This window comes from Pseudomonas brenneri (assembly GCF_007858285.1).
Taxonomy (GTDB): Bacteria; Pseudomonadota; Gammaproteobacteria; order Pseudomonadales; family Pseudomonadaceae; genus Aquipseudomonas; species Aquipseudomonas brenneri.
This window is the reverse complement of sequence record NZ_VFIL01000012.1, coordinates 1-23,835: the sequence shown is the minus strand read 5'-3', so window position 1 is coordinate 23,835 and position 23,835 is coordinate 1. Positions and strand designations below refer to the sequence as shown.

Below are 23,835 nucleotides of genomic sequence, written 5' to 3'. Positions count from 1 at the left end.
GCCAGCGAAAATCGTCAACGATAACGCAGGGTGCCTGATACCCCGCGCGGTTCTCAGGTTCTTCGCTGGCAAGCCAGCTCTTACAAAACTGGTATAGGCTTTGAGTTTTTATGGATACTTCCTTTTCCTCAGATTTCCCCGCAGATAGCCAAGAGCAAGTCGACAGCTACGACCGCTGGTTTCGCATTCAAGTTCAAGCAGCTCTGGATGACGGTCACCCAGGCATCCCTCATGATCAGGTCATGGCAGAAATGCGGGCCCTGATTGACGCCAAGGTCGCAAAGCATTCCGTTGATTGAAGTGCCTAATGTCAACTGGCTATCATCTCACTCTGCAATCCCTGGCCTTTTTTCTGCATGCCTAACTATCGTCACGCCGAACGGGCATTATCCGATCCGCCGTGAGGCACGAGGCAGGTGTTGGCCGGGTTGGCTATTTTTAAACAGTGGTGGTGAGCAATGACAGAAATGAAGTGGGCCGACAAAGTGCGCAAAAGCTTGCACGCGAACGCAGATTCCCTGGGCAATCTGGCGGTGGAGGCGTTTCACTATCTGGCGCTGTTTGGTATCGGTGCAATCACCGCCTATGCGGCAATAATGACCTTTATCGACATGTTGCAAAAAGGCGGCATCAGTGTGGATGACATCCTGCTGCTGTTTATCTACCTGGAGCTGGGCGCCATGGTGGGGATCTATTTCAAGACCAACCACATGCCCATCCGCTTCCTGCTCTACGTGGCAATTACCGCATTGACCCGTCTGCTGATCGGCGACGTGTCCCACCACAACGCCCCGGACCTGGGGATTATTTACCTGTGTGGCGGGATTTTGTTGTTGGCGTTTGCCATCCTGGTGGTGCGTTTTGCGTCGTCACGTTACCCATCGGTCAAGGAAAAGTCCGAGTCCTGAGTCAGAGTCCGGCCGTGATCGGCGGCCGGTTGCTCGGCGGGCGCTGCAGCAGTTTGTGGCTGTCGCCGTCGGTCATCACCGCCAGAATCTCCATGGCGCTGTGTCCCTGTTCAATCGCAATGCCGAATTGCACGCTTTGCACCAGGCGTTTGAGGCGTTGTGGGTCGTTGCGCTGTTCGGCGCTGATCATGCGTTTGGCAACCACGCCGCTGTCGTCGGAGAGGGTCAGCATGATGCTGCCGTCCAGGCGCTGGATGCTCAGGTTGACCCGGTATTTTGGGGTGAACGTGTCGGTGATCAGCTGAAAAGGATTGTCCATGGTGCGTTACCGCCTGATAAGAACATGCACTGATTGACGACCGGTATCGGGATTGGTTCGTGTTGCCTGACCACCGGTCACAAGCTCCGTTTTCCTTCAGAGGGTGTACAGCAAGGGGCGTGCCGTACAGGTATCTTTCAGACGATGAGTTACCCCTGTAGGAGCGGGCTTGCCCGCGATTGCGGTGGATCAGCCAACCATTCAGTGGCTGACATACCGCCATCGCGGGCAAGCCCGCTCCTACAGGGTGATCTGTTTCAGGGCACCAGCGAAAAAATGACCGCAGACAGCGCAATCAACCCGACCAGCACCACAAACACGTTGGACACCTGGCCCGAATACTGGCGCAAGGATGGCACGCGGCGGATCGCATACATCGGCATCAGGAACAGCAAGCACGCGATGATCGGCCCGCCCAGGGTTTCGATCATGCCCAGGATGCTTGGGTTGAAGGTGGCGACGGCCCAGCAACTGAGGATCATGAACACGGCGGTGCAACGTTCCAGCCAGCGCGCCGATAAGGTGCGGTTGCGTCCGCGCAGGGATTTGACGATCAGGCCCTGGAAGCCCTCGCTGGCGCCGATGTAGTGGCCGAGGAAGGATTTGGTGATGGCCACCAGCGCGATCAACGGCGCTGCATAGGCGATGACCGGGGTCTGGAAGTGGTTGGCCAGGTAGGACAGGATCGAGATGTTCTGTGCCTTGGCGGCGGCGAGATCTGCCGGCGACAGCGCCAGCACGCAGCTGAAGCAGAAGAACATCACCGTCAGCACCATCATGCCGTGGGCCATGGCCAGGATGCCGCTGCTCTTGCGTTCAGCTTGGGCGCCGTACACGCGCTTCTGGTCTACCGCGAAGGCCGAGATGATCGGCGAATGGTTGAACGAAAACACCATCACTGGAATCGCCAGCCACAGGGTCTTGAAGAATGCCGGCAGCGGCATGCCCTCGCTGGCCGAGGCGAAGAACGCGCCGTTCCAGTTGGGGATCAGGCTCAGTGCCAGCAACAGCAAGGCGGCGACAAACGGGTAGACCAGCACACTCATGGCCTTGACGATCACGCCCTGGCCGCAACGCACGATGGCCATCAGGCCGAGGATCAGCACCAGGGACAGGATCGCCCGTGGCGGCGGCGTCATGTGCAGTTGGTGTTCCATGAAACTGCTGAGGGTGTTGGTCAGGGCGACGCTGTAGACCAGCAGGATCGGGAAGATGGCGAAGAAGTAGAGCAGGGTGATCAGCTTGCCGGCACCGACGCCAAAATGTTCTTCCACCACGTCAGTGATGTCGCCGGATTTGCCCGACAGCACAAAACGCGTCAGCCCACGGTGGGCGAAGAAGGTCATGGGGAAGGCCAGCAGCGCCAGTATGATCAACGGCCAGAAGCCACCGACCCCGGCGTTGATCGGCAGGAACAGGGTGCCGGCACCGATGGCGGTGCCGTAGAGGCCGAGCATCCAGGTGGTGTCGTGCTTGCTCCAGCCGGTTGTTACGGTTTGCGTGACAGAAGCGGGATTTTCGGCAGCAGGTGTACGTACATCGGTCATCGTTATTGCCTCGTTATTATTTTTGCGCGGGCTCACGTTGGGGCGGTCAGGGAATGCTCCTCAGCATTCCACCCAGTTCACGGCCAGGCCGCCCCGTGAAGTTTCTTTGTATTTGTCATGCATATCGGCGCCGGTATCGCGCATGGTGCGGATTACCCGGTCGAGGGAGATAAAGTGCTTGCCGTCACCGCGCAGGGCCATTTGCGTGGCGTTGATGGCTTTGACGGCGGCAATCGCGTTGCGCTCGATGCACGGCACCTGGACCAGGCCGCCTACCGGGTCGCAGGTCAGGCCGAGGTTGTGCTCCAGGCCGATTTCAGCGGCGTTTTCCAGTTGCTCAGGGGTGGCGCCGAGAATATCCGCCAGGCCCGCAGCGGCCATGGCGCAAGCCGAGCCGACCTCGCCCTGGCAGCCGACTTCGGCGCCGGAGATCGAGGCGTTTTTCTTGCACAGGATGCCGACGGCGGCCGCCGCCAGGAAGAAATTGACCACATCATCATCAGACGCGTCGGCGTTGAATTTCATGTAGTAGTGCAACACCGCCGGGATGATCCCGGCTGCGCCGTTGGTGGGGGCGGTGACCATGCGCCCACCGGCGGCGTTTTCTTCGTTGACGGCGAGGGCGAACAGGTTGACCCATTCCATGGCCGACAAGGTTGAAGTGATCACATTCGGTTTACCGATTTCCAGCAAACTGCGGTGCAGCTTGGCGGCACGACGCGGCACATCCAGACCGCCGGGCAAGATGCCCTCGTCGCGCAGGCCTTGCTCGACGCATTCGCGCATCACCGACCAGATATGCAGCAGGCCGCTACGGATGTCTTCGTCACTGCGCCAGGCGCGCTCGTTGGCCATCATCAATTCGGAAACCCGCAGGCCGTGTTTGTTGCACAGGGCCAGCAGTTCAACGGCGCTGGAAAAATCGTAGGGAAGTTCGACTTCGCTTGTGGGAGCAATGCCCGACTCGGCCTCGGCTGCCTCGATGATGAAACCGCCACCCACCGAGTAGTAGGTTTGCTCGCTCAGCAGACCCTTTTCTCCATAGGCATGCAGGGACATGGCGTTGGGGTGGTAAGGCAGGCTCTCATCCAGCAGCAGGAGGTCGTGTTGCCAGTTGAAGGCAATGTCCTGTTTACCGGCAAGCAGCAAGCGGCCGGATTCGCGTAACTGTTGGATGCGTGGGGCAATGGAGGTGGGATCCACCCGGTCTGGCCATTCGCCCATCAACCCCATCACGCAGGCCCGGTCGGTGGCGTGGCCCACGCCAGTGGCGGACAGAGAACCGTACAGGCGTACTTCAACGCGCTGGGTTTGCTCCAGCAATTGCTGGTCTATCAGGGTCTGGGCGAAGGTGGCCGCTGCCCGCATGGGGCCCACGGTATGGGAACTGGACGGGCCGATGCCGACCTTGAATAGATCAAAAACGCTGATAGCCATGCTAAAGCCTTACAAGCAATGGAGTAGGAATCGCTGCCATGTTTTGTAGGACAAGCGGAATTGGCGCGATACTGAGCCTCTAGATCGGCACTGACCAACGAATTATCCTAAGACACCCTTTAGCAGGACTAAACTCTATGGCTCGCCCGCTTCATGCCCAGACCTATGTCTGGCTGCACGTCTTTGCCTGCGCTGCGCGGCATTTGTCGTTCACCCGTTGCGCCGAAGAACTGCACATCACGCCAGGGGCGGTCAGCCAGCAGATTCGCCAATTGGAAGAGCGTCTGGGCTTTCGCCTGTTTCATCGACGCGCGCGCGGCGTGGAATTGAGTGCCGAGGGGCAGCGCTTGGCGATCACGGTGAGCGAGGCCTACGGCAGCATCGATGCCGAGTTGCAGCGCCTGGATGCGGGGATGATCAGCGGTACCTTGCGCCTGCGCTCCATTCCGTCCTTCCTCGGTAAATGGCTGACACCGCGTTTGCCCCGTTTGCAGCAGCGCTTCCCGGATATCCAACTGCGCCTGGTGGCTGAAGACAGCAGCATTGCCCTGCACGAAGGCGACTTCGACCTGGCCATCGACCTTAACGACGGCAGTTATCCTGGTTTGTTATCCACAGCCTTGCTCGACGAACAGATATTCCCGGTATGTGCACCGAGCCTGTTGCGCGGGCGCCCGCCGCTGCACGGGCCGGCCGACCTGGCCCATTTCCCGCTGCTGCACGACATCACCGCCTGGCGTGGGAGTTATGAGTACGCTGAGTGGGAGTTTTACCTGAACGCTATCGGCTATCACGACGCTGATGTGCGGCGCGGTCACACCTTCAACCGTAATCACCTGACCATCGAAGCGGCCATTGCCGGCATGGGCGTGGCGATTGCCCGAAGAACCCTGCTCAATGACGAATTGGAGCGTGGCACCCTGATCGTGCCGTTCGGCCTCGCGGTGCCGAATCACAAACGTTATGTGCTGCTCTATGCCCCAGGCGCGCTGAATCATCCGGGCGTGCGTGCGGTGCATGACTGGCTGGTGGAAGAGGCGGGGATCTTTCGCGGATTGCACCCCTTGGGAGAGGGGCAATTGTGAGGATTTATTGAGGTAGGAGGATGTACCCAACTCCCGACGATAACAGCGCTTTGGGCGGTTGTCAGACTTAATTTGTAATGTGGGATTTATCTTTGCAAAGGGGTTGAATTGTTCCGTCAGGTGCTCAATTGTGTAATCAAGAGGTCATGGTTTCACCGCATCGGTGTTGCAGTTGTGACCTCTGGCGAGCTAGCTGAAATAAGGGAAACACTATGCAAATCCAAGTCAACAGCGACAACCATATTGAAAGCAGCATCCGACTGGAGGAGTGGGTACGTACTACCATTGAGAGCACGCTCGAACGTTATGAAGAAGACCTGACCCGCGTCGAGGTTTACCTGCGCGATGAGAACGGCGACAAGCCGGGCCCCCACGATTTGAGTTGCCGCCTGGAAGCGCGGCCAAAGGGTCATCAACCGATTTCGGTGCTTCAGAAAGCCGACACCCTGGAGCAGGCGATCGACGGGGCGGCCACCAAGCTGGAACACGCGCTGAGTAATCTGTTCGGCAGGCTGCAGGGCAAGCCGCGTGCAGAGAAAAGCACGCCAAACAACCAAGTCGATGATGCCGGGCTTGAAGAGGAATTCCTGGAAAACGAACAGGCTGCGCTTAACAGCTGATTGCTGAGTGTTTTTCAACCCCAAATAAACGGGCCTGCAGATGCAGGCCCGTTTTTTTGTATCTGATGAACGCTTCACTGTAGGAGCGAGCTTGCTCGCGAAGGGCGTCAACGATAACGCGCAGATCCTGCGGGCACGCGGTGTTCTTAAGCTTTTCGCGAGCAAGCTCGCTCCTACAAAAAGCCGGTAGTCCGGCCGTCAGAACGCGACCGACGTCTGTACGTACACCGTGCGCGGTTCGCCCACGTATTTGCCCTTGTTGTTATCGTCAAACGAGCGGGTGTAGTACTGGGTGTTGAAGATGTTCTTCACCCCCACCGCCACATTCAAATCTGATAACTGCGGGCCGAAATCATAGGCGGCGCGGCTGCTGAACAGCATGTAGTCGGGGATGCGCCCGGTGCTGCCATCAGCGCTTTCGGCCTGGGTGTTGGCGTTGTCGGCGAACTGGCTGCTCTGGTAGGTGCTGTCCAGGTTCAACTTCCATTGGCCTTCGGTATAACCCACGCCCAGGGTGCCTTTGTGCTTGGACGAGAACGGCACGCGGTTGCCTTTGTTCGGGCCGTCTTCGCGGATGGTTGCATCGACGTAGGCGTAGCTGGCGTACACATCAAAACCGGCCAGCGCCGGGCTCAAGCCGTCGAGGGCGTAGTTGAGGCTGGACTCGATGCCTTGGTGGCGGGTTTCGCCCCGGGCGATTACCGAGTCGTTGGTCTGGTTGCTTTCATACTGGTTGTCGAAGTTGATCAGGAAGGCGCCGATTTCCGCACGTAGCGCACCGTTGTCGTAGCGCGTGCCGACTTCCCAGGTGCGGGCCTTTTCTGGCTTGACCGCGCCGCTGCTCACACGGTTGGGCATCTGGCTGTACTGCACGCTGCCGAAGGAACCTTCGGTGTTGGCGTACAGGTTCCAGTCGTCGGTCAGGTGATAGAGCACGTTCAACGCTGGTAAGGCGGTGTTGTAGTCGCCCTTGTATTTGACGTTGGTCAGGTTGTTGGTCTGTTGCGACTTGATCATTTCGTAGCGGATGCCAGGGGTCACGGTCCACTTGCCGATATCAATCCGGTCGTCGACAAAGAACGCATTGGCTTCGGTGCCGCCCCGGGTATCGCGGTCGTTGCGGCTGTCGGTGTTGGGCAATTGCTGGTTGGCGCTGATCGGCGTGCGGTAGCGCAATTCGTGCCCGGCTTCGTTGATGTAGCGGTAGCCGACGCCCACTTCATGGCTGGTCGGGCCGAGGTCGAAGCCTTGCGCCAGGCGTGTTTCCAGGCCGCGTACCCAATACTCGCGCGGGGACAGCGAGAGGAAGCTGCCCTGGTCCAGATAACCGCTGCGCAAGGTCTTGGTGAAGAAATTGTTGACGGTGAATTCGCGGCGGTCTTCCTGGTAGCGATAGCCGACGTTGAACATCGTACGGCGACCCCAGAACTTGTCGTAGGGGCGGGTGGATTGATACGGGTCCGCCTTGTAGGCCGCAGTGCTCAAACCGCCGGGCATATCGGCCTGACCTTCGTAGTACTGGGCCATGGCATTGAAACTGTTGGCCTCATCCAGTTGGTAGTTGCCCTTGAGGATCAGGTCGTCGATTTGTGTATCGCTGTGTTCGCGCCAGTCACCGCCACGGGTGCCGGAATACAGAATCGCGCCGCCCAGGCCATTGTCGGCGGTGCCGCCCGCCAGCAGGTTGCCGGTGGTCTTGAAGCCATCATGGCTGGAGGACGGGCTGGTCTCGGTCTGCAGGCCACCCTTGACGGTCGGCGCATCGGGAATCGCCCGGGTCACGAAGTTGACCACGCCGCCGACGTTCTGCGGCCCGTAACGCACGGCGCCGCCGCCGCGCACCACGTCCACCGCATCCATGTTGCCCATGCTGATCGGCGCGAACGACAGTTGCGGTTGGCCATACGGTGCGAAGGGCACCGGGATCCCGTCCATCAACACGGTCGAACGTGACGCCAGGCGCGGGTTGAGTCCGCGAATGCCGAAGTTCAGCGCCATGTCGTGGCTGCCGGTGCCGTTGTTTTCCGGAGCATTGACCCCGGGAATGCGGTTGAGCACATCGCGGGCCTGGGTGGCGCCCTGGCGCTCGAACTCTTCGCGACGGATCACATCACGGGCGCCGGGGTGTTCGAAGACATTGGTTTGCGCGGCATCGCCCAGCCAGTCGCCGACCACATTGGAGGTACCCAACTCCAGGGTGGCCGGGGCGTTCAGCGGTTGCAGGCTGTAGGCATTGTTACCCTCGGCGCGGGCTTGCAGGCCGGTGCCCTTGAGCAGTGCATTCAAGCCTTCTTCAGTGGTGTAGTTGCCCGTCAGGCCCTGGCTTTGCGCCCCGGCCGTCACTTGCGAGCCAAAGGAAATCAGCACGCCGGCTTCACGGCCAAATTGATTCAGCGCCGCCTCCAGGGATGACGGGGCGATGTGATAAGGCTTGGCCTCGGCCGCCATGGCGTAGGGCAGGGCGCTGAAACTGAGGCTGGCGCCCAGCAACAAATGGCGCAGGGTACGGGCAAGTGGCGTCAGGCGAGTCGGTTGCTGGGGCATGAAGAACGTTCCTGAGAGAAGGGAATCCGGGTGGCTTTCCTTGTCTGTCACGCGAGATCGGGAAAACGGCTCACGTTTGCAGAAAATAATTCATGCACGGGCTTCGACGCTGACCCAGTAACGGGTAAAGCGCCGGACTTTGACCGGCAGGCTGATTTGCAGCAGGTCCAGAATGCGTTCGCTGTCGTCCAGCGGGTAGCTGCCGGAGATCAGCAGGTTGGCCACCAGCGGGTCACACTGCAATTGGCCGCGGCGATAACGGCTCAGTTCTTCGAGGAAATCGGCCAGGCGCATGTGCGACGCCACCAGCATGCCGTCGGCCCAGGCGCCAGTGTTGGCATCGGTCAGGCGCGGCGTATCCCAGCCTTTGCGGGTGAGGTTGGCCTGGCGGGATTTCTCCAGGGTCAGGGGCAGGCCGCTGTAGGACCTGGGTGCAATCTCCACCTGGCCGTCCAGCACTGCCACTTGGGTGTGATCGTTGAACTGGCGCACATTCACCTGTGCCGCCTGGGTGGTGACGATGCCCTGGCCGGTGATGATCTGCAACGGGGTGTTGGCGCGCAGTAATATCTCGCCTTCGAGCAGGCGGATCAGGCGTTGTGGGCCATCGAACTGCACGTCCACCGCACTGGCGGTATTGAGTTGCAATTGGCTGCCTTCGGCCAGTTGCACCTTGCGCCGCTGGCCGAGGGGGCTGCGGTAGTCGGCGCTCAGCGGCGGGATCAGGTGTTGCTGGCGCAGGCCCCAGGTCGCGGCGGAGCCGACACCGAGGATCAGCAGCAGTTTCAGCGCCTGGCGCCGGCTGCTGGATTTCGGTGCGTTCAACGCCGCATGGGCCAAGGGCGATGGCATCCCGCGCAGGCGCTGGTTGACCCGCTGGATATGCTCCCATGCCCGTTGATGTTCGCTGTGGGCGTCCAGCCAACGTTGCCAATTGGCCTGCTGGCGCGGGTTGAGCGGGCCTTGCTGCATTTGCATCAGCCACTGCACCGCCTGTTCGGCGACCTGGGTCGAGAAGTTCGCGGCGGGGTTCATAGGGCAAAGTAGCAGCGCATGGCGGCTTTATTCAGATGTCGTTTGACGGTGGCGATGGAGATCCCCAGTTCGGCAGCGATCTGTGGATAAGTCAGGCCGTCGAGTTGGGCCAGCAGGAAGGCGCGCTTGACCAGCACTGGCAAACCGTCGAGTAACTGGTCCAGCTCCATCAGGGTTTGCAGGATGATGGCCCGGTCTTCTTCCGAAGGCGCAACGTGCTCGGGCATCTGCGCCAGGGCGTCGAGGTAGGCGCGTTCCAGGTCCTGGCGGCGGTAATGGTTGAACAGCACGCGTTTGGCGATGGTCGTCAGGAAGGCACGCGGTTCGATCAGCGTCGGTGTGTCACGTGCCGTCAGTACACGGATGAACGTGTCCTGGGTCAGGTCGGCGGCGCTTTGCGGGCAGCCGAGCTTGCGTCGCAACCAGCCGGTCAGCCAGAGGTGATGGTCGTGATACAGGACTTCGACGGTATTGGACGGCCGCAACGCGAACACTCCGGCAGCATCTGCATGCTGTAGGTAACGAGAATTGTTCGCATTGTAGGGTTGCGAGGTGGCATTCGGCAATCAGCAGGAGACCGATGGGGGCTTTATAGCCGCAACAGAACCCTGTGGGAGCAGGCAAGCCAGCTCCCACATTTGATGTTCGTCGCTCTGTTAATCCGTTCTCTTTTGCTTATGAGAATATTTATCATTAAACTCGCAGCCCTGATGAACCAGGCGCCTTCGGCATGAAACGCAAAGCCTCACTTCCTCTTTCTTATCGTCTTGCTGTGACCTCGCGGCTGTTGGCCGCTGTCGTCGGCGGCTACATGCTGGCGTCCCTGGCCAGTGTCTGCCTGACCTTATGGCTGCCCATTTCCCGTGCCGATGCGGTGGTCAGCGGCATGCTCAGTTCCTTTGTGTTCTACCTGCTGGCGGTGATCTGGTGTTTTGCCTGCCGCACAGCCGCCCGTGCCTGGTTTGGTGTGCTGGTGCCCAGCGCGATATTGGCCACCCTGGCTGGCCTGGCTTATTGGATGGCGCACCCATGAAAGAGGGTTTCCGTCAGGCAATGGCCTGGTTACACACCTGGGCCGGGTTGATTTTCGGCTGGTTGCTGTTCGCGATTTTCCTCACCGGCACCCTCGCTTACTTCAAGGATGAAATCACCCACTGGATGCAGCCGGAAGTGCCGGCCCATGCGGTGGACGATGCCCGCAGCCTGGCCGTGGCGCAAAGCTATCTGGAACAGCACGCACCCACGGCCGCGCGTTGGTTTATCAACCTGCCCAACGGTCGCGAGCCTGGTTTATCGGTGATGTGGCAAGACAAGATCGACCCAGGCCGACGCGGTAACTTCATCGAAAAACTGCTCGACCCGGTTTCCGGCGAGCAACTCCAGGCCCGTGAAACCATGGGCGGCGAATTCTTCTATCGGTTCCATTTCCAGTTGCAGATGCCCCATCCCTGGGGCCGCTGGCTGTCGACCATCGCGGCGATGGTGATGTTTGTCGCGCTGATCACTGGGATCATCACCCACAAGAAAATCTTCAAGGACTTCTTCACCTTCCGCCCGCGCAAGGGCCAGCGCTCCTGGCTCGACGGGCACAACGCGGTCGGTGTGCTGGTGCTGCCGTTCCACCTGATGATCACCTACAGCAGCCTGGTGATTTTCATGACGATGGTCATGCCGGCCAGCATTCTTGCCTCTTATGACGGCAACACCCGTGCATTCTTCAATGAGCTGTTCCCGGCCACCAACAACGCGCCGGCTCTCGGCCAACCGGGCAAACTGCTGCCGTTGGCGCCGTTGGTGGAGCAGGCTCGGGCGCAGTGGGACGGTGGGCATGTAGGGCGCTTGGCGGTGAACAACCCAGGCGATGTGAATGTCTCGGTCAATGTTTCCCGCGCCGGCTCTGACCGGGTGGTGCATGAGTTCGGCAGCACCGTGTCCTTTAATGGCACCACCGGTGAGGTGCTGCGTGTCAGTGCCGAACAGTCGCTGCCGATGGCGATTGGTGGCAGTTTCTACGGCTTGCACATGGGCCACTTCGCCGGCCCGGTGCTGCGCTGGCTGTACTTTATCTGTGGCCTGGCGGGTACGGCGATGATCGGCACCGGCCTGGTGATCTGGCTGGGCAAGCGTCAGCTCAAGCACGCAAAAACCGGAGTGATGCCGTTTGAGCTGCGCCTGGTGGAGGTGCTGAACGTTGCCAGCATGTCCGGGCTGGTCATCGCCATCGCCGTGTTTTTCTGGGCCAATCGCTTGCTGCCTGCGAACTTCGCCGAACGTTCGGACTGGGAAGTGCAGGGCTTCTTTATTGCCTGGGGCCTGACCCTGCTGCACGCCATGCTGCGCCGTGGCCGCCGGGCTTGGGTCGAACAATTGGCGGTGGGTGCCTTGCTGTTTATCGGCGTGCCGCTGCTCAACGCGCTGACTACCTCCGAACACTTGGGTGTATCGCTGGCCAAAGGCGATTGGGCGATGGCCGGCTTTGACCTGACCTGCCTGGGCAGTGGCCTGTTCCTGGCTTGGGCGGCCTGGAAGATGCAACACCGCAGCGCCGCGCAGCCCAAGGCCGAGCGCGCCCGGCCGTTGACGCTCAAAGGCGAGGTGAACTGATGTTGTTGGCCTTGTTGTTGTGCTATGCGGGCTTCACCGCGCTGTGCCTGTCCCTGGATCGCCATCACGGCGAGTTGCTGCACAGCAAACCTTCGCCACGCCGGCGCCTGGGTTTGCGCCTGGGCGGTTGGCTGCTGTTGCTGGTGTCGATCTGGCCGGCAGTGCAGGCGGCTGGTTGGAGTCGCGGGCTGGTGGACTGGTGTGCGGTGCTGATGCTCAGTGCGCTGTTGCTGGTGTTGTTGATGCCCTATCGGCCAAGGCTGGCCCTGATCCTGGCGGGCGTCGGCCTGCTGGCCAGCCCCGTTGCGGCCTTCGCGACCCTCTGAGCCGCCTTGATGATCACCACGCCGCCCGAATCCCAGGATCACCCCCGCGCCGAATCGTCGGGCGGGCGCGCACATTTCCTGCAGGTGTTTTTGTCCCAGCGTTCACAGATGGAGGCCTTGGTCAGCCGCCGCGTAGGCTGCCGTGCGACGGCGGCGGACCTGGTGCAGGATTTGTTCCTGCGTTTCTGGCGCCGGCCCCTGGTGCAGGTTGAGGAACTGAGCACCTACCTGCTGCGCTGCGCCGGCAATATCGCCATCGACCACCTGCGCAGCGAAGGCGCGCGGGTGCGCGGCAATGAAGGCTGGCTGCCGGAACAGCAGGATCATTCTGGCTGCGAGCCCCAGGCCGCGCTGGAGGCCGGCAACGACCTGCGTCATGTCGAAGCGGCGCTGCGCCGTTTGCCGGAACGCACGCGGCAGATTTTTTTGCTCAACCGGATCCACGGGCGCAAGTACGCCGAAATCGCCAAGGCCATGGGCCTGTCCCAAAGCGCTGTGGAAAAACATATGATGCGCGCCCTCGAAGCCTGCAAAGCCAGCCTTCGGGAAGCCCATCCGCCACGTTCGCCAGGGAAAGCACCGTGACCACCACCCCGACACCCGCCCAGGAACAGGCCGCCCTGGCCTGGCTCAGCCTGCTGCACGATGCGCCCAGCAGTGGCGACCAGGCCACGTTCAGCCGCTGGCTGCGTGCCGACCCGGCCCACGTCGAGGCGTATGCCCAGGCGCAGGTGTTGTGGGAGTTGAGCGAAGTACCGGCGAGCACCCTGGCCGACGAAGACGCCTTGGCTTTGCAGCGTTACCTGAAGGCCATGGACGCCGCGAAGCGCTCCCGTGTGCGCCGCTGGTCGGGGGCCGTCGCCCTGGCGGCATGTCTGTTGTTGATGGTGTCGATGGGCGCGGGCTGGCAGCCGCAGCGCTGGGTCGATGACCTGGGCGCCGATTACGTCAGCTTGCCTGGGCAAGTCAAAACCGTGATCCTGGCCGATCAAAGCCAGGTCACCCTGGATGCCGACAGTGCGATTGCCGTGGATTTTCGCCACGGCGAGCGGCAGATCCAACTGCGCCGTGGCGCCGGTTTTTTCAGCGTCACCCACACCGGCCAGCCTTTTGTGGTGCACGCCGGCAGCGGCGAAGCGCGAGTGCTGGGCACGCAGTTTGAAGTGCGCCTGCAACCGGCGGGCGCCCAGGTGACCGTGTTGTCGGGGCGGGTGGGGGTCAAACCGTCGGCGCAGGGTACTCAGCAGATTCTGACGGCCGACCAGCAAGTGGCCTACAGCGAGGGTGTGGCCGACGAGATGCATGCGGTGAACAGCGAAGCGCGCATGGCCTGGCGTGATGGCTGGCTCAATTACTACAAGACCCCTTTGGCCGATGTGGTCAAAGACCTTTCCCGCTATTACCCCGGCCGTATCCTGCTGCTCAACGACGCACTCGGCGCCCGCCGGGTCAGCGGCAGCTTCCCGAGCAACAACCCCGAGGCGGTGCTCAAGGCCTTGCAGGCGGTGCTGGGTTTTGAGCAGCACAGCGTGCTGGGCCGGCTGATCGTCGTCCGCTAACAAAAACACCGCCTCCCACAGGAATAGCGGATGACTGAAAGAAAGTTGATAACGGTTCTTATTTGTATTTATGATATGTTATTACATTCATATCCAGGAGCCTCCCCCATGAAAGTGCTGTCCTCACTCAAAGAAGCCAAGAACCGTCATCGCGACTGCCAGATCGTCAAGCGTCGGGGGCGGATCTATGTGATCTGCAAGTCCAACCCGCGCTTCAAGGCCCGTCAGGGCGGGGCGAAAAACAAGAACAAAGGCTGACGGTGAAATTATTTTCAATTTCACCTGAGGTAAAACCCCGCGCCATCCGTGTAGTGCTTGAAACTGCGATCAATTCGCATTAACAGCGTTTTCTACACGGGTGCTCAAGCATGAAGTCCAGGGCAAAGTCGGCGGCAGGCGGTTCGGTTAAACAGTGGCTGGGAGCCTCCCTTCTGGTCGCTTCAAGTCTGGCAGTACTGCCCTTGAGCCTGGCGCAGGCGGCAGATGCGCAGCAGCAAAGCACGCTCTTCAACTTCGCGCTCCAGGCCAAACCGTTGCCCCAGGCCCTGAGCGATTTCAGCCGCGTGACCGGCATCAGTGTGGTTTATACCGACGAAGCCCCCTACACCCTCAACGCCCCGGCTGTCAGCGGGCGGATGAGTGCGGCCCAGGCCCTGCAGCGCTTGCTGGGCAATACCGGCTTGACCTTGCGCCAGATCGACGCGCGCACCCTGGCGCTGGAGCCGGCACCCACCGAAGGCGCATTGAACCTGGGGGCCACCACCATCAGTGGCGTCAACCCGCAGCAAACCAACAGCTACCAGCCGCCGCCCACCAGTTCGGTGATGCGTTCCCAGGGATTGCTGTTGGAAACCCCGCAAACCGTGAACATGGTGCCGGCCCAGGTGATGCGCGACCAGGTGCCGCGCAACCTCGATGATGCCTTGGGCAATATCAGTGGCATCACCCAGGCCAACACCTTGGGCAGTACCCAGGATGCGGTGATGTTGCGCGGTTTTGGCGACAACCGTAACGGTTCGGTCATGCGCGACGGTATGCCCGTGGTGCAGGGCCGGGCGCTGAACGAAACCGCCGAGCGTGTCGAAGTGCTCAAGGGCCCGGCGTCGTTGCTGTATGGCATCCAGGACCCGGGCGGCGTGATCAACATTGTCAGCAAGAAACCCGAGTTGACCCCATCCACCGCGCTGACCGTGCGTGGCTCGACCTATGGCAGCGGCAAGAACGGCAGCGGCGGCACCCTCGACACCACCGGCCCGATTGGCGACAGCGGCCTGGCTTACCGGTTGATCGTCGACCATCAGGACGAAGATTACTGGCGCAACTTCGGCACCTACCGTGAAAGCGTGATCGCCCCCTCCCTGGCCTGGTACGGCGACAGCACCAAGGTATTGCTGGCCTACGAGCACCGTGAATTCCTCTCGCCGTTCGACCGTGGTACGGCCATCGACCCCAAGACCAATCACCCGCTGGACATCCCGGCCACGCGTCGCCTGGACGAGCCGTTCAACAATATGGAAGGCCGTTCCGACCTGTATCGCTTCGAGGTCGACCACGATCTGAACGACGACTGGAAGGCCCATTTCGGCTACAGCTGGAACCGCGAAACCTACGACGCCAGCCAGGTGCGTGTGAGCAAGGTCAACGCCAATGGCACCTTGAATCGCAATATGGACGGCACCCAGGGCGCGCTGACCACCGACCGCTTCACCACCGTCAGCCTCGAAGGCAAGGTGGACGTGGCCGGCATGCGCCATGACCTGGTGTTCGGCCTGGATGACGAGTACCGCAAGATCTACCGCGCCGACCTGATCCGCCAGGCCAGCCGCAGCGTGTTCAATTACAACGACCCGGTGTATGGCCGCGAAGTGGCGGGCACTACCGTCAGTGCGCCGGACAGCAACCAGACCGACCTGCTGCGCAGCGACTCCGTGTTTTTTCAGGACGCGATCCACCTGACCGACCAGTGGATCTTGGTCGGTGGCGCACGCTTCCAGGCGTACGACCAGTACGCCGGCAAGGGCCGCCCGTTTACCGCCAACACCGACAGCAACGGCCAGAAGTGGGTGCCCCGCGCCGGCCTGGTGTACCGCTACACCGATGAGTTGTCGTTCTATGGCAGCTACACCGAATCGTTCAAGCCCAACTCCACCATCGCGCCGTTGGATAATAAGATGGTGATTGACGGCAGCATCGCCCCGGAACAGTCCAAGTCCTGGGAACTGGGAGCCAAGCTCGATATACCGGGGTGCATCACCGCCAACGTCGCGTTGTTTGATATCCACAAGCGCAACGTGCTGGTGTCGATCACCGAGGGTGCGACCTCGATCTACAGCGTCGCCGGCAAAGTGCGCTCCCGTGGCCTGGAGATGGACCTGAGCGGGCAATTGACTGACCAGTGGAGCCTCATCGGCAGTTATGCCTACACCGACGCAGAAGTCACCGAAGACCCGACCTACAAGGGCAATAACCTGCAAAACGTGGCGAAAAATACGGCGGCTTTATCCGCCGTGTATGACTTCGGCACGATCGTGGGTGGCGATCAACTGCGCGTCGGTGCGGGTGCCCGTTACGTGGGCGAACGTGCCGGTGATGCCCTCAACAGCTTCGACCTGCCGGGCTACACCGTGGCCGATGCATTTGCCACCTACGACACCCGGGTCGACGGGCAGAAGGTCAAGTTCCAGCTCAACGTGAAGAACCTGTTTGACCGTACCTACTACACCTCGGCCGTCAGCCGTTTGTTTGTGTCCATGGGCGATGCGCGCCAGGTGTCGTTGTCCAGCACCCTGGAGTTCTGACCATCGGCGATGACGCTGGCGGCCTGAGCTGCTAGCGTTGCGCTCTTTGTTGATCGCCAGGACGTGTTGATGCAGTTGGGACGATGGATACACACCCGCGCCATGCTGGTGGGCATGAGCCTGTTGTTGGGGGGCTGTGCCACGCCTTCGACAACCCGCGAGCAGGCGCTGGACCGGTTACTGGCCGATCCGGCCCTGGCGGGCGCCAGCGTTTCATTGATGGTGCGCGATGCCCGCAGTGGCAGCACGCTGTACCAGCACAACCCACGGACACGGCTGGTGCCGGCCTCCAGCCTGAAGCTGCTGACCACGGCGGCGGCCATGGATGTACTGGGCCCGCAGTATCGGTTTTCCACGCAGTTGCTGAGTAATGGCCGCCAACAAGGCGCGCGCCTGATGGGCAATCTGTACCTGCGTGGCCTGGGCGACCCGACGATCCAGTGGGCGGACTACCAGGCGCTGGCGGCGAAGCTGGCCGGGCAGGGCATCCGGCAGGTGACGGGGGATCTGGTGTTCGATGACAGCTGGTTCGACGCCGAGCGCCTGGGCGTCGATTGGGCCCATGACGATGAAGACAAATATTACGGCGCGCAGATCTCCGCGTTGACGGTGTCGCCCAATGCCGATTTTGATGCGGGCACCTTGATCGTCACGGCCAGGGCGCCCGCGGCAATCGGCCAAGCAGTGAGTGTCAGCCTTAGTCCGGCCACTGATTATGTGCAACTGAGCAACCTGGCGGTCAGCGGCCCGGGTAACAGCTATGGGCTCAATCGCCAGCACGGCAGCAACCTGCTGCGTTTGAGCGGCGCCTTGCAGCCGGGGACGCAAAGCCGTCAATGGGTCAGCGTCTGGGAGCCGACGCAACTGGTGGCCAATCTGTTTGAGCGGGCCTTGGCGGAGCAGGGGATCACTGTGCAGGGCCGGCGGGTGATCGGCGGCGTGAGTCCAGAGGTGGCAACCGTGTTGGCGGTACATGAGTCGGCGCCGTTGCAGGAACTGATCAGGCCCTTGCTCAAACTGTCCAACAACAGCATGGCCGAAGCGCTGCTCAAGGCCATGGGGCGCAAACAGGCGAATGCCGGCACGGCGGCGGCGGGTGTGGTGGCGGTTGCGGATTTTCTGCGCCGCCAGGGCATGGATCCGGCGACGTTGAATCAGGTGGACGGCTCGGGTTTGTCGCGACGTAACCTGGTGTCGGCGCAGAACTTCACCGACCTGCTGCTGGCCATGGGCAAACAGCCGTGGTTCAACGCCTGGTACGACGCGCTGCCGATTGCCGGCAACCCGGATCGCCTGAATGGCGGCAGCCTGCGTTACCGCCTGCGCGGGACAGCGGCGCAAGACAACCTGCAGGCCAAGACGGGCTCGATGGGTGGGGTGTCTTCGTTGACGGGCTACATCACCGATGCGGGTGGGCGGCGGTTGGTGTTTTCGATGCTGACCAATAACTATGTGGTGGAGGGCAGTCGGATCAAGGCTCTGGAGGATCGACTGGCGACGATCCTTTGTAGGAGCGAGCTTGCTCGCGAAGGTCGTTAACGATAACGCGGGGAACCTGACTCCCCGCATTGCCCTCAGGTTTTTCGCGAGCAAGCTCGCTCCTACAGGGATGCGTGTATGTTCAGGGGCGGGGCAGGAACGCCTGCCGATACTCCCCCGGAACGGCAGTGACCCGCTGCGCAACATCACCTGCGTGCCCCCCCCTGTAGGAGCGAGCTTGCTCGCGAAGGTCGTTAACGATAACGCGGGGAACCTGACTCCCCGCATTGCCCTCAGGTTTTTCGCGAGCAAGCTCGCTCCTACAGGGATGCGTGTATGTTCAGGGTCAGGGTTGGAACGCCTGCCGATACTCCCCCGGAACGGCAGTGACCCGCTGCGCAACATCACCTGCGCGCCCCCCCTGTAGGAGCGAGCTTGCTCGCGAAGGTCGTTAACGATAACGCGGGGAACCTGACTCCCCGCATTGCCCTCAGGTTTTTCGCGAGCAAGCTCGCTCCTACAGGGATGTGTGTATGTTCAGGGGCGGGGCAGGAACGCCTGCCGATACTCCCCCGGTGTCGCCCCCATCGCCTGGCGAAACCGGTTGGTAAAGTGGCTGGCACTGGAAAACCCGCACGCCAGGGCGATCTCCCCCAACGGCAGTAACCCGCTGCGCAACATCACCTGCGCCCGAGCCAGGCGGCGGGCCAGTACATATTGGTGAGGCGGCAAGCCGAAGCTTTCGCGAAACATCCGCGCAAAGTGGTACTCCGACAACGCGCACAATCCGGCCAGTTGCCCCAGGCTGATCGGCTCGGCCAGTTGCTGCTCAATGTAGTCCACCAACTGCCGGCGTTGGTGCGCGGCCAATCCACCCTTGAGGCGCAAGCCTTCACGCAGGCCGACCTGGCTGAGCAGGGTGTGGCTGAGCATTTCATGGGCCAGGCTACTGGTCAGCAGGCGTTCGGCAGGTTCCTGCCAGTTCAGGCCAATCAACTGGTGAAAGCGCCGGGCTTGCTGCGGGTCTTCCAGGAACGTACTTTCGCGCAGTTGCAGCGCCCGGGGCTCGCGGTCCAGCAGGGTGACGCAACCCAGGGCAAATTGCTCCGCGCTGAAATACACATGGGCCAGGCGGATCTCGCCGTTGATCACCCAGGCCGACTGATGCTCGGCGGGCAGGATGCACAATTTGTCAGGGCCACCCTTGGTGCCGGGCTGGCCGCGCCGAAATGTCTCGGTGCCACCGCCCACGTAGCAGGACAGGGTGTGATGGCTGGGCGCCTCGTAGTCCTGGGCATCATGGTGGTTGCTCCACAAAGCCGCAGACAAGCCGTCCCCAAGCTCGGCGCTGAGCTCAAGGCGAGCGTTGGGCGAGCGGTTGAGGGCTTGAAAGACTTGCAGGGTTTCCAGGGTAGGCATAATTCGTTCTCTGGGACGCCTTGCATCCTACTCCCGGCAGTTGGTGCTGTGATCCCTCGGCCTGACAAAAGCGCAAGAATCTGCAAGTGCGCAGCATCAGGGCAGGGCGACACTGTGGCTCAACCACCGGAGTGCGCCATGAACCTTTCCCTGTATTTACTGACTGTGCTGATCTGGGGCACCACCTGGATCGCCCTCAAGTGGCAATTGGGTGTGGTGGAAATTCCGGTTTCCATCGTCTATCGCTTCGGCCTGGCAGCGCTGGTGCTGTTTGTGTTGCTGCTGCTCAGTCGCAAATTGCAGGTGATGAACCGGCGCGGGCACTTGATCTGCCTGGCCCAGGGTTTGTGTCTGTTTTGCGTGAACTTCATGTGCTTCCTCACGGCCAGCCAGTGGATCCCCAGTGGCCTGGTGGCGGTGGTGTTCTCCACCGCGACGCTGTGGAATGCGTTGAATGCCCGAGTGTTCTTCGGCCAGAAAGTCGCGCGCAATGTGTTGCTGGGCGGCGGCCTTGGGTTGCTCGGCCTGGGCTTGTTGTTCTGGCCGGAACTGGCCGGGCATACCGCCAGCCCCGAGACGCTATTGGGCTTGGGCCTGGCGTTGCTGGGGACGATGTGTTTCTCGGCGGGCAACATGCTGTCGAGCCTGCAACAGAAAGCCGGGCTCAAGCCGTTGACCACCAACGCCTGGGGCATGGCTTACGGCGCGTCGATGCTGGCGCTGTACTGCGTGATCCAGGGCATTCCTTTTGAAATGGAATGGAACACCCGCTATATCGGTTCGTTGCTGTACCTGGTGATCCCGGGCTCGGTGATCGGCTTTACCGCCTACCTGACCTTGGTCGGCCGTATGGGCCCGGAGCGGGCGGCGTATTGCACGGTGTTGTTCCCGGTGGTGGCGCTGAACGTCTCGGCGCTGGTCGAGGGCTACCAGTGGACGGCCCCGGCACTGGTGGGGTTGGTGCTGGTGATGCTGGGGAATGTGTTGGTGTTTCGTAAGTCCAAACCCGCCCGTGTCATGAGCCCGGTCTATAAAACAAAGCAGATCTAAAAATGTGGGAGCGGGCTTGCTCCCACATTTTAGACCCGGTTACTTCAGGCCCAGGCGCTTGGCCATGCGCCCCAGGTTGGCGCGGTCCAGCCCCAGCTCTCGTGCGGCGCTGGCCCAGTTGTGCTGGTGGCGTTCCAGGCAGGCGCCGATGACTTGCCTTTGGTAGTGCTCGGTGGCCTGGCGCAAGTCACCGGTTACCACGGGTAGCTCGGCCTGTTCCTCAATCAGCGGCGCCGATTCACTGGGCAAGTCCAGGTCCTTGGCGCTGAGGCTGAGAATTTTCGGCCGCTCCCGGTGGTTGCCCAAGGCTTTCAGGGCACTGCGACCAATCAGGTGTTCCAGCTCCCGCACATTGCCGGGCCAGCCATAAGCCAGCAACGCCGCCTGGGCATCGCTGGTCAGGCGCAGGCTACCCAGGCCCATGCGCGAACGGTTCTGCTCAAGGAAGAAACCCGCCAGCAGCAACACGTCGCGCCCGCGTTCACGCAAGGCCGGGACTTGCAGCGGGTATACGCTCAGGCGGTGATAGAAGTCGGCACGGTAACGGCCATTGCGCACCTCTTCGGCCAGGTCGCGGTTGGTGGCGGCGATCAGGCGCACGTCCACTTGATGCTCCTTGTCCGAGCCCAACCGTTGCAACTGCCCGCTTTGCAGGACCCGCAGCAGCTTGGCCTGCACGGTCAGCGACAATTCGCCCACCTCATCAAGGAACAACGTGCCGCCATTGGCCAGCTCGAACTTGCCCCGCCGTTCATTTAGCGCGCCGGTAAACGCGCCGCGAACGTGGCCAAACAGTTCGCTCTCCACCAGGGTTTCCGGGAGGGCGGCGCAGTTGAGGCTGATCAGCGGTTTTTCGCTGCGCGATGAGGCCGCGTGGATGGCCTGGGCCACCAGTTCCTTGCCGACCCCGGTTTCGCCGGTGATCAGCACGGTCAGGTCGCTGCCGCCCACCAGCTTGATTTCCTCTACCAGGCGCTTGTGGGTCTTGCTCTGGCCGATCATTTCCTTGTGCTGCTGGCCGCTGGCCTGGCGATAGATTTCCGCGCGCTGGTGTTCATCCTCGGCGCGCAATGCCAGGTGCTCGATACGTTCGGCGACATTGACCGTGGCGGCGGCGAGGCTGGCAAAGGCTTGCAAGGCGTCCAGTTCGACGCGCTCGAAGCGCTCGGTGTCCAGGGCATCCAGGGTCAGCAGGCCCCAGGGGCGGTCGTCGACAAACAGCGGGCAGCCCATGCAGTCGTGGACTTCCAGATGACCGTGCAGGCCATCGACCAAGCCGTCATAGGGGTCGGGCAGTTCGCTGTCGCTGTCGAAGCGGGTCGGGCCGGGGCTGCTCAATAGCACTTCGAAGCGCGGGTGTTCGCTGATCTTGAAGCGTCGGCCCAAGGTGTCCGGGCTCAAGCCGTCCACCGCCAGTGGCACCAGCCATTCACCGTCCAGGCGCAGCAGCGCGGCGGCATCGCAGGGCAGCAGGGTGCGCATGGCTTGCAGCAGGCGTCGGTAGCGCTCGCCTTCGGGCAGTTCGCGGGAGAGGTCGGCGACCAATGGCAACAGGGTGGTGAGCAGGGAGTGTGCAGTCATAATGACTCCTTGTAGTCCTAATGACTATAAGGTGTAGGAAGTCATATTGACTATATTTAAATTAAGCTATTGATAAATAACGAATTATTAGTTGGCACGAATACTGAGTATCACAAGGTAATCATTCAGAAGCCTAAAAGCTCAGGAGTCTCCCCATGCTTAGCGTTCAAGACCGTGCCATCGTCAAGTCCACTGTGCCACTGCTCGAAAGCGGTGGTGAAGCCCTGATCACCCACTTCTACCGGATGATGTTGTCCGAATACCCCGAAGTGCGCCCGCTGTTTAACCAGGCCCACCAGGCCAGCGGCGACCAGCCTCGCGCCTTGGCCAATGGTGTGCTGATGTATGCGCGGCATATCGACCAGTTGGATCAGTTGGGCGACCTGGTGGCCAAGATCATCAATAAGCACGTGGCCCTGCAAATTCTGCCGGAGCATTACCCGATTGTCGGCAACTGCCTGCTGCGGGCGATTAGCGAGGTGCTGGGTGATGAAATCGCCACCCCTGAAGTGATGGGTGCGTGGGGCGCCGCCTATGGGCAACTGGCCGATATCCTGATCGGTGCCGAAAGTGCGATCTACGACGAAAAAGCCCAGGCCGTTGGTGGCTGGCGTGGTGCCCGGCCGTTTCTGCTGGTCAAGCGTGTGGAGGAGAGCAGCGAAATCATTTCCCTGTACTTTGCCCCGGTGGATGACGGCCCGATCCTCGCGGCTGAGCCTGGCCAGTACATCGGCCTGAAACTGCTGCTCGATGGCGAAGAAGTGCGCCGCAACTATTCGTTGTCGGCACGCACCGATTCGGGCCTGTACCGCATCAGCGTCAAACGCGAAGCGGGCGGGCGGGTCTCCAACTACCTGCATGACCAGATGCACGTGGGTGCGACCCTCGACCTGTTCCCGCCATCGGGAGAATTCACCCTGGTGCCCAGCGACAAACCCCTGGTGCTGATCAGTGGCGGGGTGGGCATCACGCCAACCCTGCCGATGCTGGAAGCGGCTTTGGCGACCGAGCGCCCGGTGCACTTTATCCACTGTGCGCGTAATGGTGGTGTGCATGCGTTCCGTGACTGGGTCGATGCGTTGGCCGTGCAGCATCCGCAACTGCAACGCTTCTATTGCTATGCCGAGGATGATGGCATCAGCCCGGCGGCGGACAAGCTGGGGATGTTGACTCAGGAGCAACTGGCGGCGTGGTTGCCTGAGGAGCGTGATGTGGATGCCTACTTCCTGGGGCCAAAGGGCTTTATGAGTGCGATCAAGCGTCACCTCAAGGCACTGGGTGTGCCTGAGAAGCAGAGCCGGTATGAGTTCTTTGGGCCGGCGGCGGCGCTGGAATAAGCGGCCGCTCTTCAACACCGCACCGCCGCTCCCACATTTGATCTGTGAATACATTCAAAATGGACTGCCCCCAAGAAGTTGGACACAAATCCAATTTCTTGGGGTGTTCACATGAGCAAGTATTCAGATCAATTCAAGCTCACCGCTGTTCAGGCCTACCTGGAGGATGGCAAAGGGTTCAGAACAG

At 61.3% G+C, this 23,835-nt stretch carries 22 protein-coding genes; 14 read left to right on the top strand and 8 right to left on the bottom strand.

The window, feature by feature from the left end; translation table 11 throughout:
• Nucleotides 1–110: 110 nt before the first annotated feature.
• Together relB and FJD34_RS23020 are read left to right on the top strand one after the other, a co-directional pair.
• Nucleotides 111–299, top strand: a complete 189-nt coding sequence (relB, locus tag FJD34_RS23025; protein WP_032857669.1) for a type II toxin-antitoxin system RelB family antitoxin — start codon at nucleotides 111–113, stop codon at nucleotides 297–299.
• 159 nt (nucleotides 300–458) lie between these two features.
• Nucleotides 459–908 carry a phosphate-starvation-inducible protein PsiE gene (locus FJD34_RS23020; RefSeq protein ID WP_032857668.1) on the top strand — a complete coding sequence of 150 codons (450 nt, stop codon included), beginning with the start codon at nucleotides 459–461 and terminating at the stop codon, nucleotides 906–908.
• A 1-nt stretch (nucleotide 909) separates the two neighbouring features.
• Here FJD34_RS23020 and FJD34_RS23015 read toward each other — a convergent pair whose 3' ends face one another.
• The 3 genes from FJD34_RS23015 to FJD34_RS23005 all read right to left on the bottom strand — a co-directional run bounded on the left by FJD34_RS23015 (nucleotide 910) and on the right by FJD34_RS23005 (nucleotide 4,211).
• A complete protein-coding gene (locus FJD34_RS23015; RefSeq protein ID WP_029295538.1) occupies nucleotides 910–1,227 on the bottom strand; it encodes a DUF3509 domain-containing protein in 318 nt (105 codons plus the stop codon).
• Between the two features lie 257 nt (nucleotides 1,228–1,484).
• Entirely contained in the window at nucleotides 1,485–2,774 is a 1,290-nt protein-coding gene (locus FJD34_RS23010) for a serine/threonine transporter (RefSeq protein WP_032857667.1), read from the bottom strand.
• 60 nt (nucleotides 2,775–2,834) lie between these two features.
• Entirely contained in the window at nucleotides 2,835–4,211 is a 1,377-nt protein-coding gene (locus tag FJD34_RS23005; protein ID WP_065944281.1) for an L-serine ammonia-lyase, read from the bottom strand.
• A 137-nt stretch (nucleotides 4,212–4,348) separates the two neighbouring features.
• Here FJD34_RS23005 and FJD34_RS23000 point away from each other — a divergent pair, with 137 nt between their 5' ends.
• Both FJD34_RS23000 and FJD34_RS22995 read left to right on the top strand, forming a co-directional pair.
• On the top strand, nucleotides 4,349–5,296 hold the full coding sequence (locus tag FJD34_RS23000) for a LysR substrate-binding domain-containing protein (protein ID WP_032857665.1): 948 nt from the start codon (nucleotides 4,349–4,351) through the stop codon (nucleotides 5,294–5,296).
• A 212-nt stretch (nucleotides 5,297–5,508) separates the two neighbouring features.
• Nucleotides 5,509–5,916, top strand: a complete 408-nt coding sequence (locus FJD34_RS22995) for an HPF/RaiA family ribosome-associated protein (protein WP_032857663.1) — start codon at nucleotides 5,509–5,511, stop codon at nucleotides 5,914–5,916.
• A gap of 198 nt (nucleotides 5,917–6,114) precedes the next feature.
• Here the strand turns inward: FJD34_RS22995 and fecA are convergent, their stop codons facing one another.
• The 3 genes from fecA to FJD34_RS22975 form a co-directional block, all read right to left on the bottom strand.
• On the bottom strand, nucleotides 6,115–8,460 hold the full coding sequence (gene fecA, locus FJD34_RS22985; protein WP_090293026.1) for a TonB-dependent Fe(3+) dicitrate receptor FecA: 2,346 nt from the start codon (nucleotides 8,458–8,460) through the stop codon (nucleotides 6,115–6,117).
• 90 nt (nucleotides 8,461–8,550) lie between these two features.
• Nucleotides 8,551–9,495 (bottom strand): FecR domain-containing protein, encoded by a 945-nt coding sequence (locus tag FJD34_RS22980; RefSeq protein WP_032857660.1) that lies wholly within the window; start codon nucleotides 9,493–9,495, stop codon nucleotides 8,551–8,553.
• On the bottom strand, nucleotides 9,492–9,980 hold the full coding sequence (locus FJD34_RS22975) for a sigma-70 family RNA polymerase sigma factor (RefSeq protein WP_032857658.1): 489 nt from the start codon (nucleotides 9,978–9,980) through the stop codon (nucleotides 9,492–9,494). The genes FJD34_RS22980 and FJD34_RS22975 overlap by 4 nt, the downstream gene beginning before the upstream one ends.
• Before the next feature lie 245 nt (nucleotides 9,981–10,225).
• Here FJD34_RS22975 and FJD34_RS22970 point away from each other — a divergent pair, with 245 nt between their 5' ends.
• The 8 genes from FJD34_RS22970 to dacB all read left to right on the top strand — a co-directional run bounded on the left by FJD34_RS22970 (nucleotide 10,226) and on the right by dacB (nucleotide 18,321).
• Entirely contained in the window at nucleotides 10,226–10,528 is a 303-nt protein-coding gene (locus tag FJD34_RS22970) for a DUF3649 domain-containing protein (RefSeq protein ID WP_032857655.1), read from the top strand.
• Nucleotides 10,525–12,099, top strand: a complete 1,575-nt coding sequence (locus tag FJD34_RS22965; RefSeq protein ID WP_090293028.1) for a PepSY-associated TM helix domain-containing protein — start codon at nucleotides 10,525–10,527, stop codon at nucleotides 12,097–12,099. Before FJD34_RS22970 ends, FJD34_RS22965 begins: the two co-directional genes overlap by 4 nt.
• Nucleotides 12,099–12,425 carry a DUF3325 domain-containing protein gene (locus FJD34_RS22960; RefSeq protein ID WP_032857652.1) on the top strand — a complete coding sequence of 109 codons (327 nt, stop codon included), beginning with the start codon at nucleotides 12,099–12,101 and terminating at the stop codon, nucleotides 12,423–12,425. The genes FJD34_RS22965 and FJD34_RS22960 overlap by 1 nt, the downstream gene beginning before the upstream one ends.
• Nucleotides 12,426–12,431: 6 nt before the next feature.
• Nucleotides 12,432–13,010, top strand: a complete 579-nt coding sequence (locus tag FJD34_RS22955) for an RNA polymerase sigma factor (protein ID WP_032857649.1) — start codon at nucleotides 12,432–12,434, stop codon at nucleotides 13,008–13,010.
• Complete coding sequence (locus tag FJD34_RS22950) at nucleotides 13,007–13,984, top strand: FecR family protein (RefSeq protein ID WP_065944276.1); 978 nt, start codon at nucleotides 13,007–13,009, stop codon at nucleotides 13,982–13,984. Before FJD34_RS22955 ends, FJD34_RS22950 begins: the two co-directional genes overlap by 4 nt.
• A 108-nt stretch (nucleotides 13,985–14,092) precedes the next feature.
• Entirely contained in the window at nucleotides 14,093–14,242 is a 150-nt protein-coding gene (gene ykgO / locus FJD34_RS22945; RefSeq protein ID WP_020297337.1) for a type B 50S ribosomal protein L36, read from the top strand.
• A gap of 110 nt (nucleotides 14,243–14,352) precedes the next feature.
• Complete coding sequence (locus FJD34_RS22940) at nucleotides 14,353–16,782, top strand: TonB-dependent siderophore receptor (RefSeq protein ID WP_090293033.1); 2,430 nt, start codon at nucleotides 14,353–14,355, stop codon at nucleotides 16,780–16,782.
• 69 nt (nucleotides 16,783–16,851) lie between these two features.
• On the top strand, nucleotides 16,852–18,321 hold the full coding sequence (gene dacB / locus FJD34_RS22935) for a D-alanyl-D-alanine carboxypeptidase/D-alanyl-D-alanine endopeptidase (protein WP_065944274.1): 1,470 nt from the start codon (nucleotides 16,852–16,854) through the stop codon (nucleotides 18,319–18,321).
• A gap of 477 nt (nucleotides 18,322–18,798) precedes the next feature.
• Here the strand turns inward: dacB and FJD34_RS22925 are convergent, their stop codons facing one another.
• Entirely contained in the window at nucleotides 18,799–19,680 is an 882-nt protein-coding gene (locus tag FJD34_RS22925) for a helix-turn-helix domain-containing protein (RefSeq protein WP_090293036.1), read from the bottom strand.
• 138 nt (nucleotides 19,681–19,818) lie between these two features.
• Here FJD34_RS22925 and FJD34_RS22920 point away from each other — a divergent pair, with 138 nt between their 5' ends.
• Entirely contained in the window at nucleotides 19,819–20,730 is a 912-nt protein-coding gene (locus tag FJD34_RS22920) for a DMT family transporter (protein ID WP_090293038.1), read from the top strand.
• A gap of 39 nt (nucleotides 20,731–20,769) precedes the next feature.
• On the opposite strand, the gene norR is transcribed toward FJD34_RS22920, so the two are convergent.
• The gene (gene norR / locus FJD34_RS22915) at nucleotides 20,770–22,311 is read right to left on the bottom strand and encodes a nitric oxide reductase transcriptional regulator NorR (protein WP_032857637.1); all 1,542 of its coding nucleotides are present in this window, start codon (nucleotides 22,309–22,311) and stop codon (nucleotides 20,770–20,772) included.
• A gap of 155 nt (nucleotides 22,312–22,466) precedes the next feature.
• On the opposite strand from norR, the gene hmpA reads away from it, so the two are divergent.
• The gene (hmpA, locus tag FJD34_RS22910) at nucleotides 22,467–23,648 is read left to right on the top strand and encodes an NO-inducible flavohemoprotein (protein ID WP_032857635.1); all 1,182 of its coding nucleotides are present in this window, start codon (nucleotides 22,467–22,469) and stop codon (nucleotides 23,646–23,648) included.
• Nucleotides 23,649–23,835: the final 187 nt, after the last annotated feature.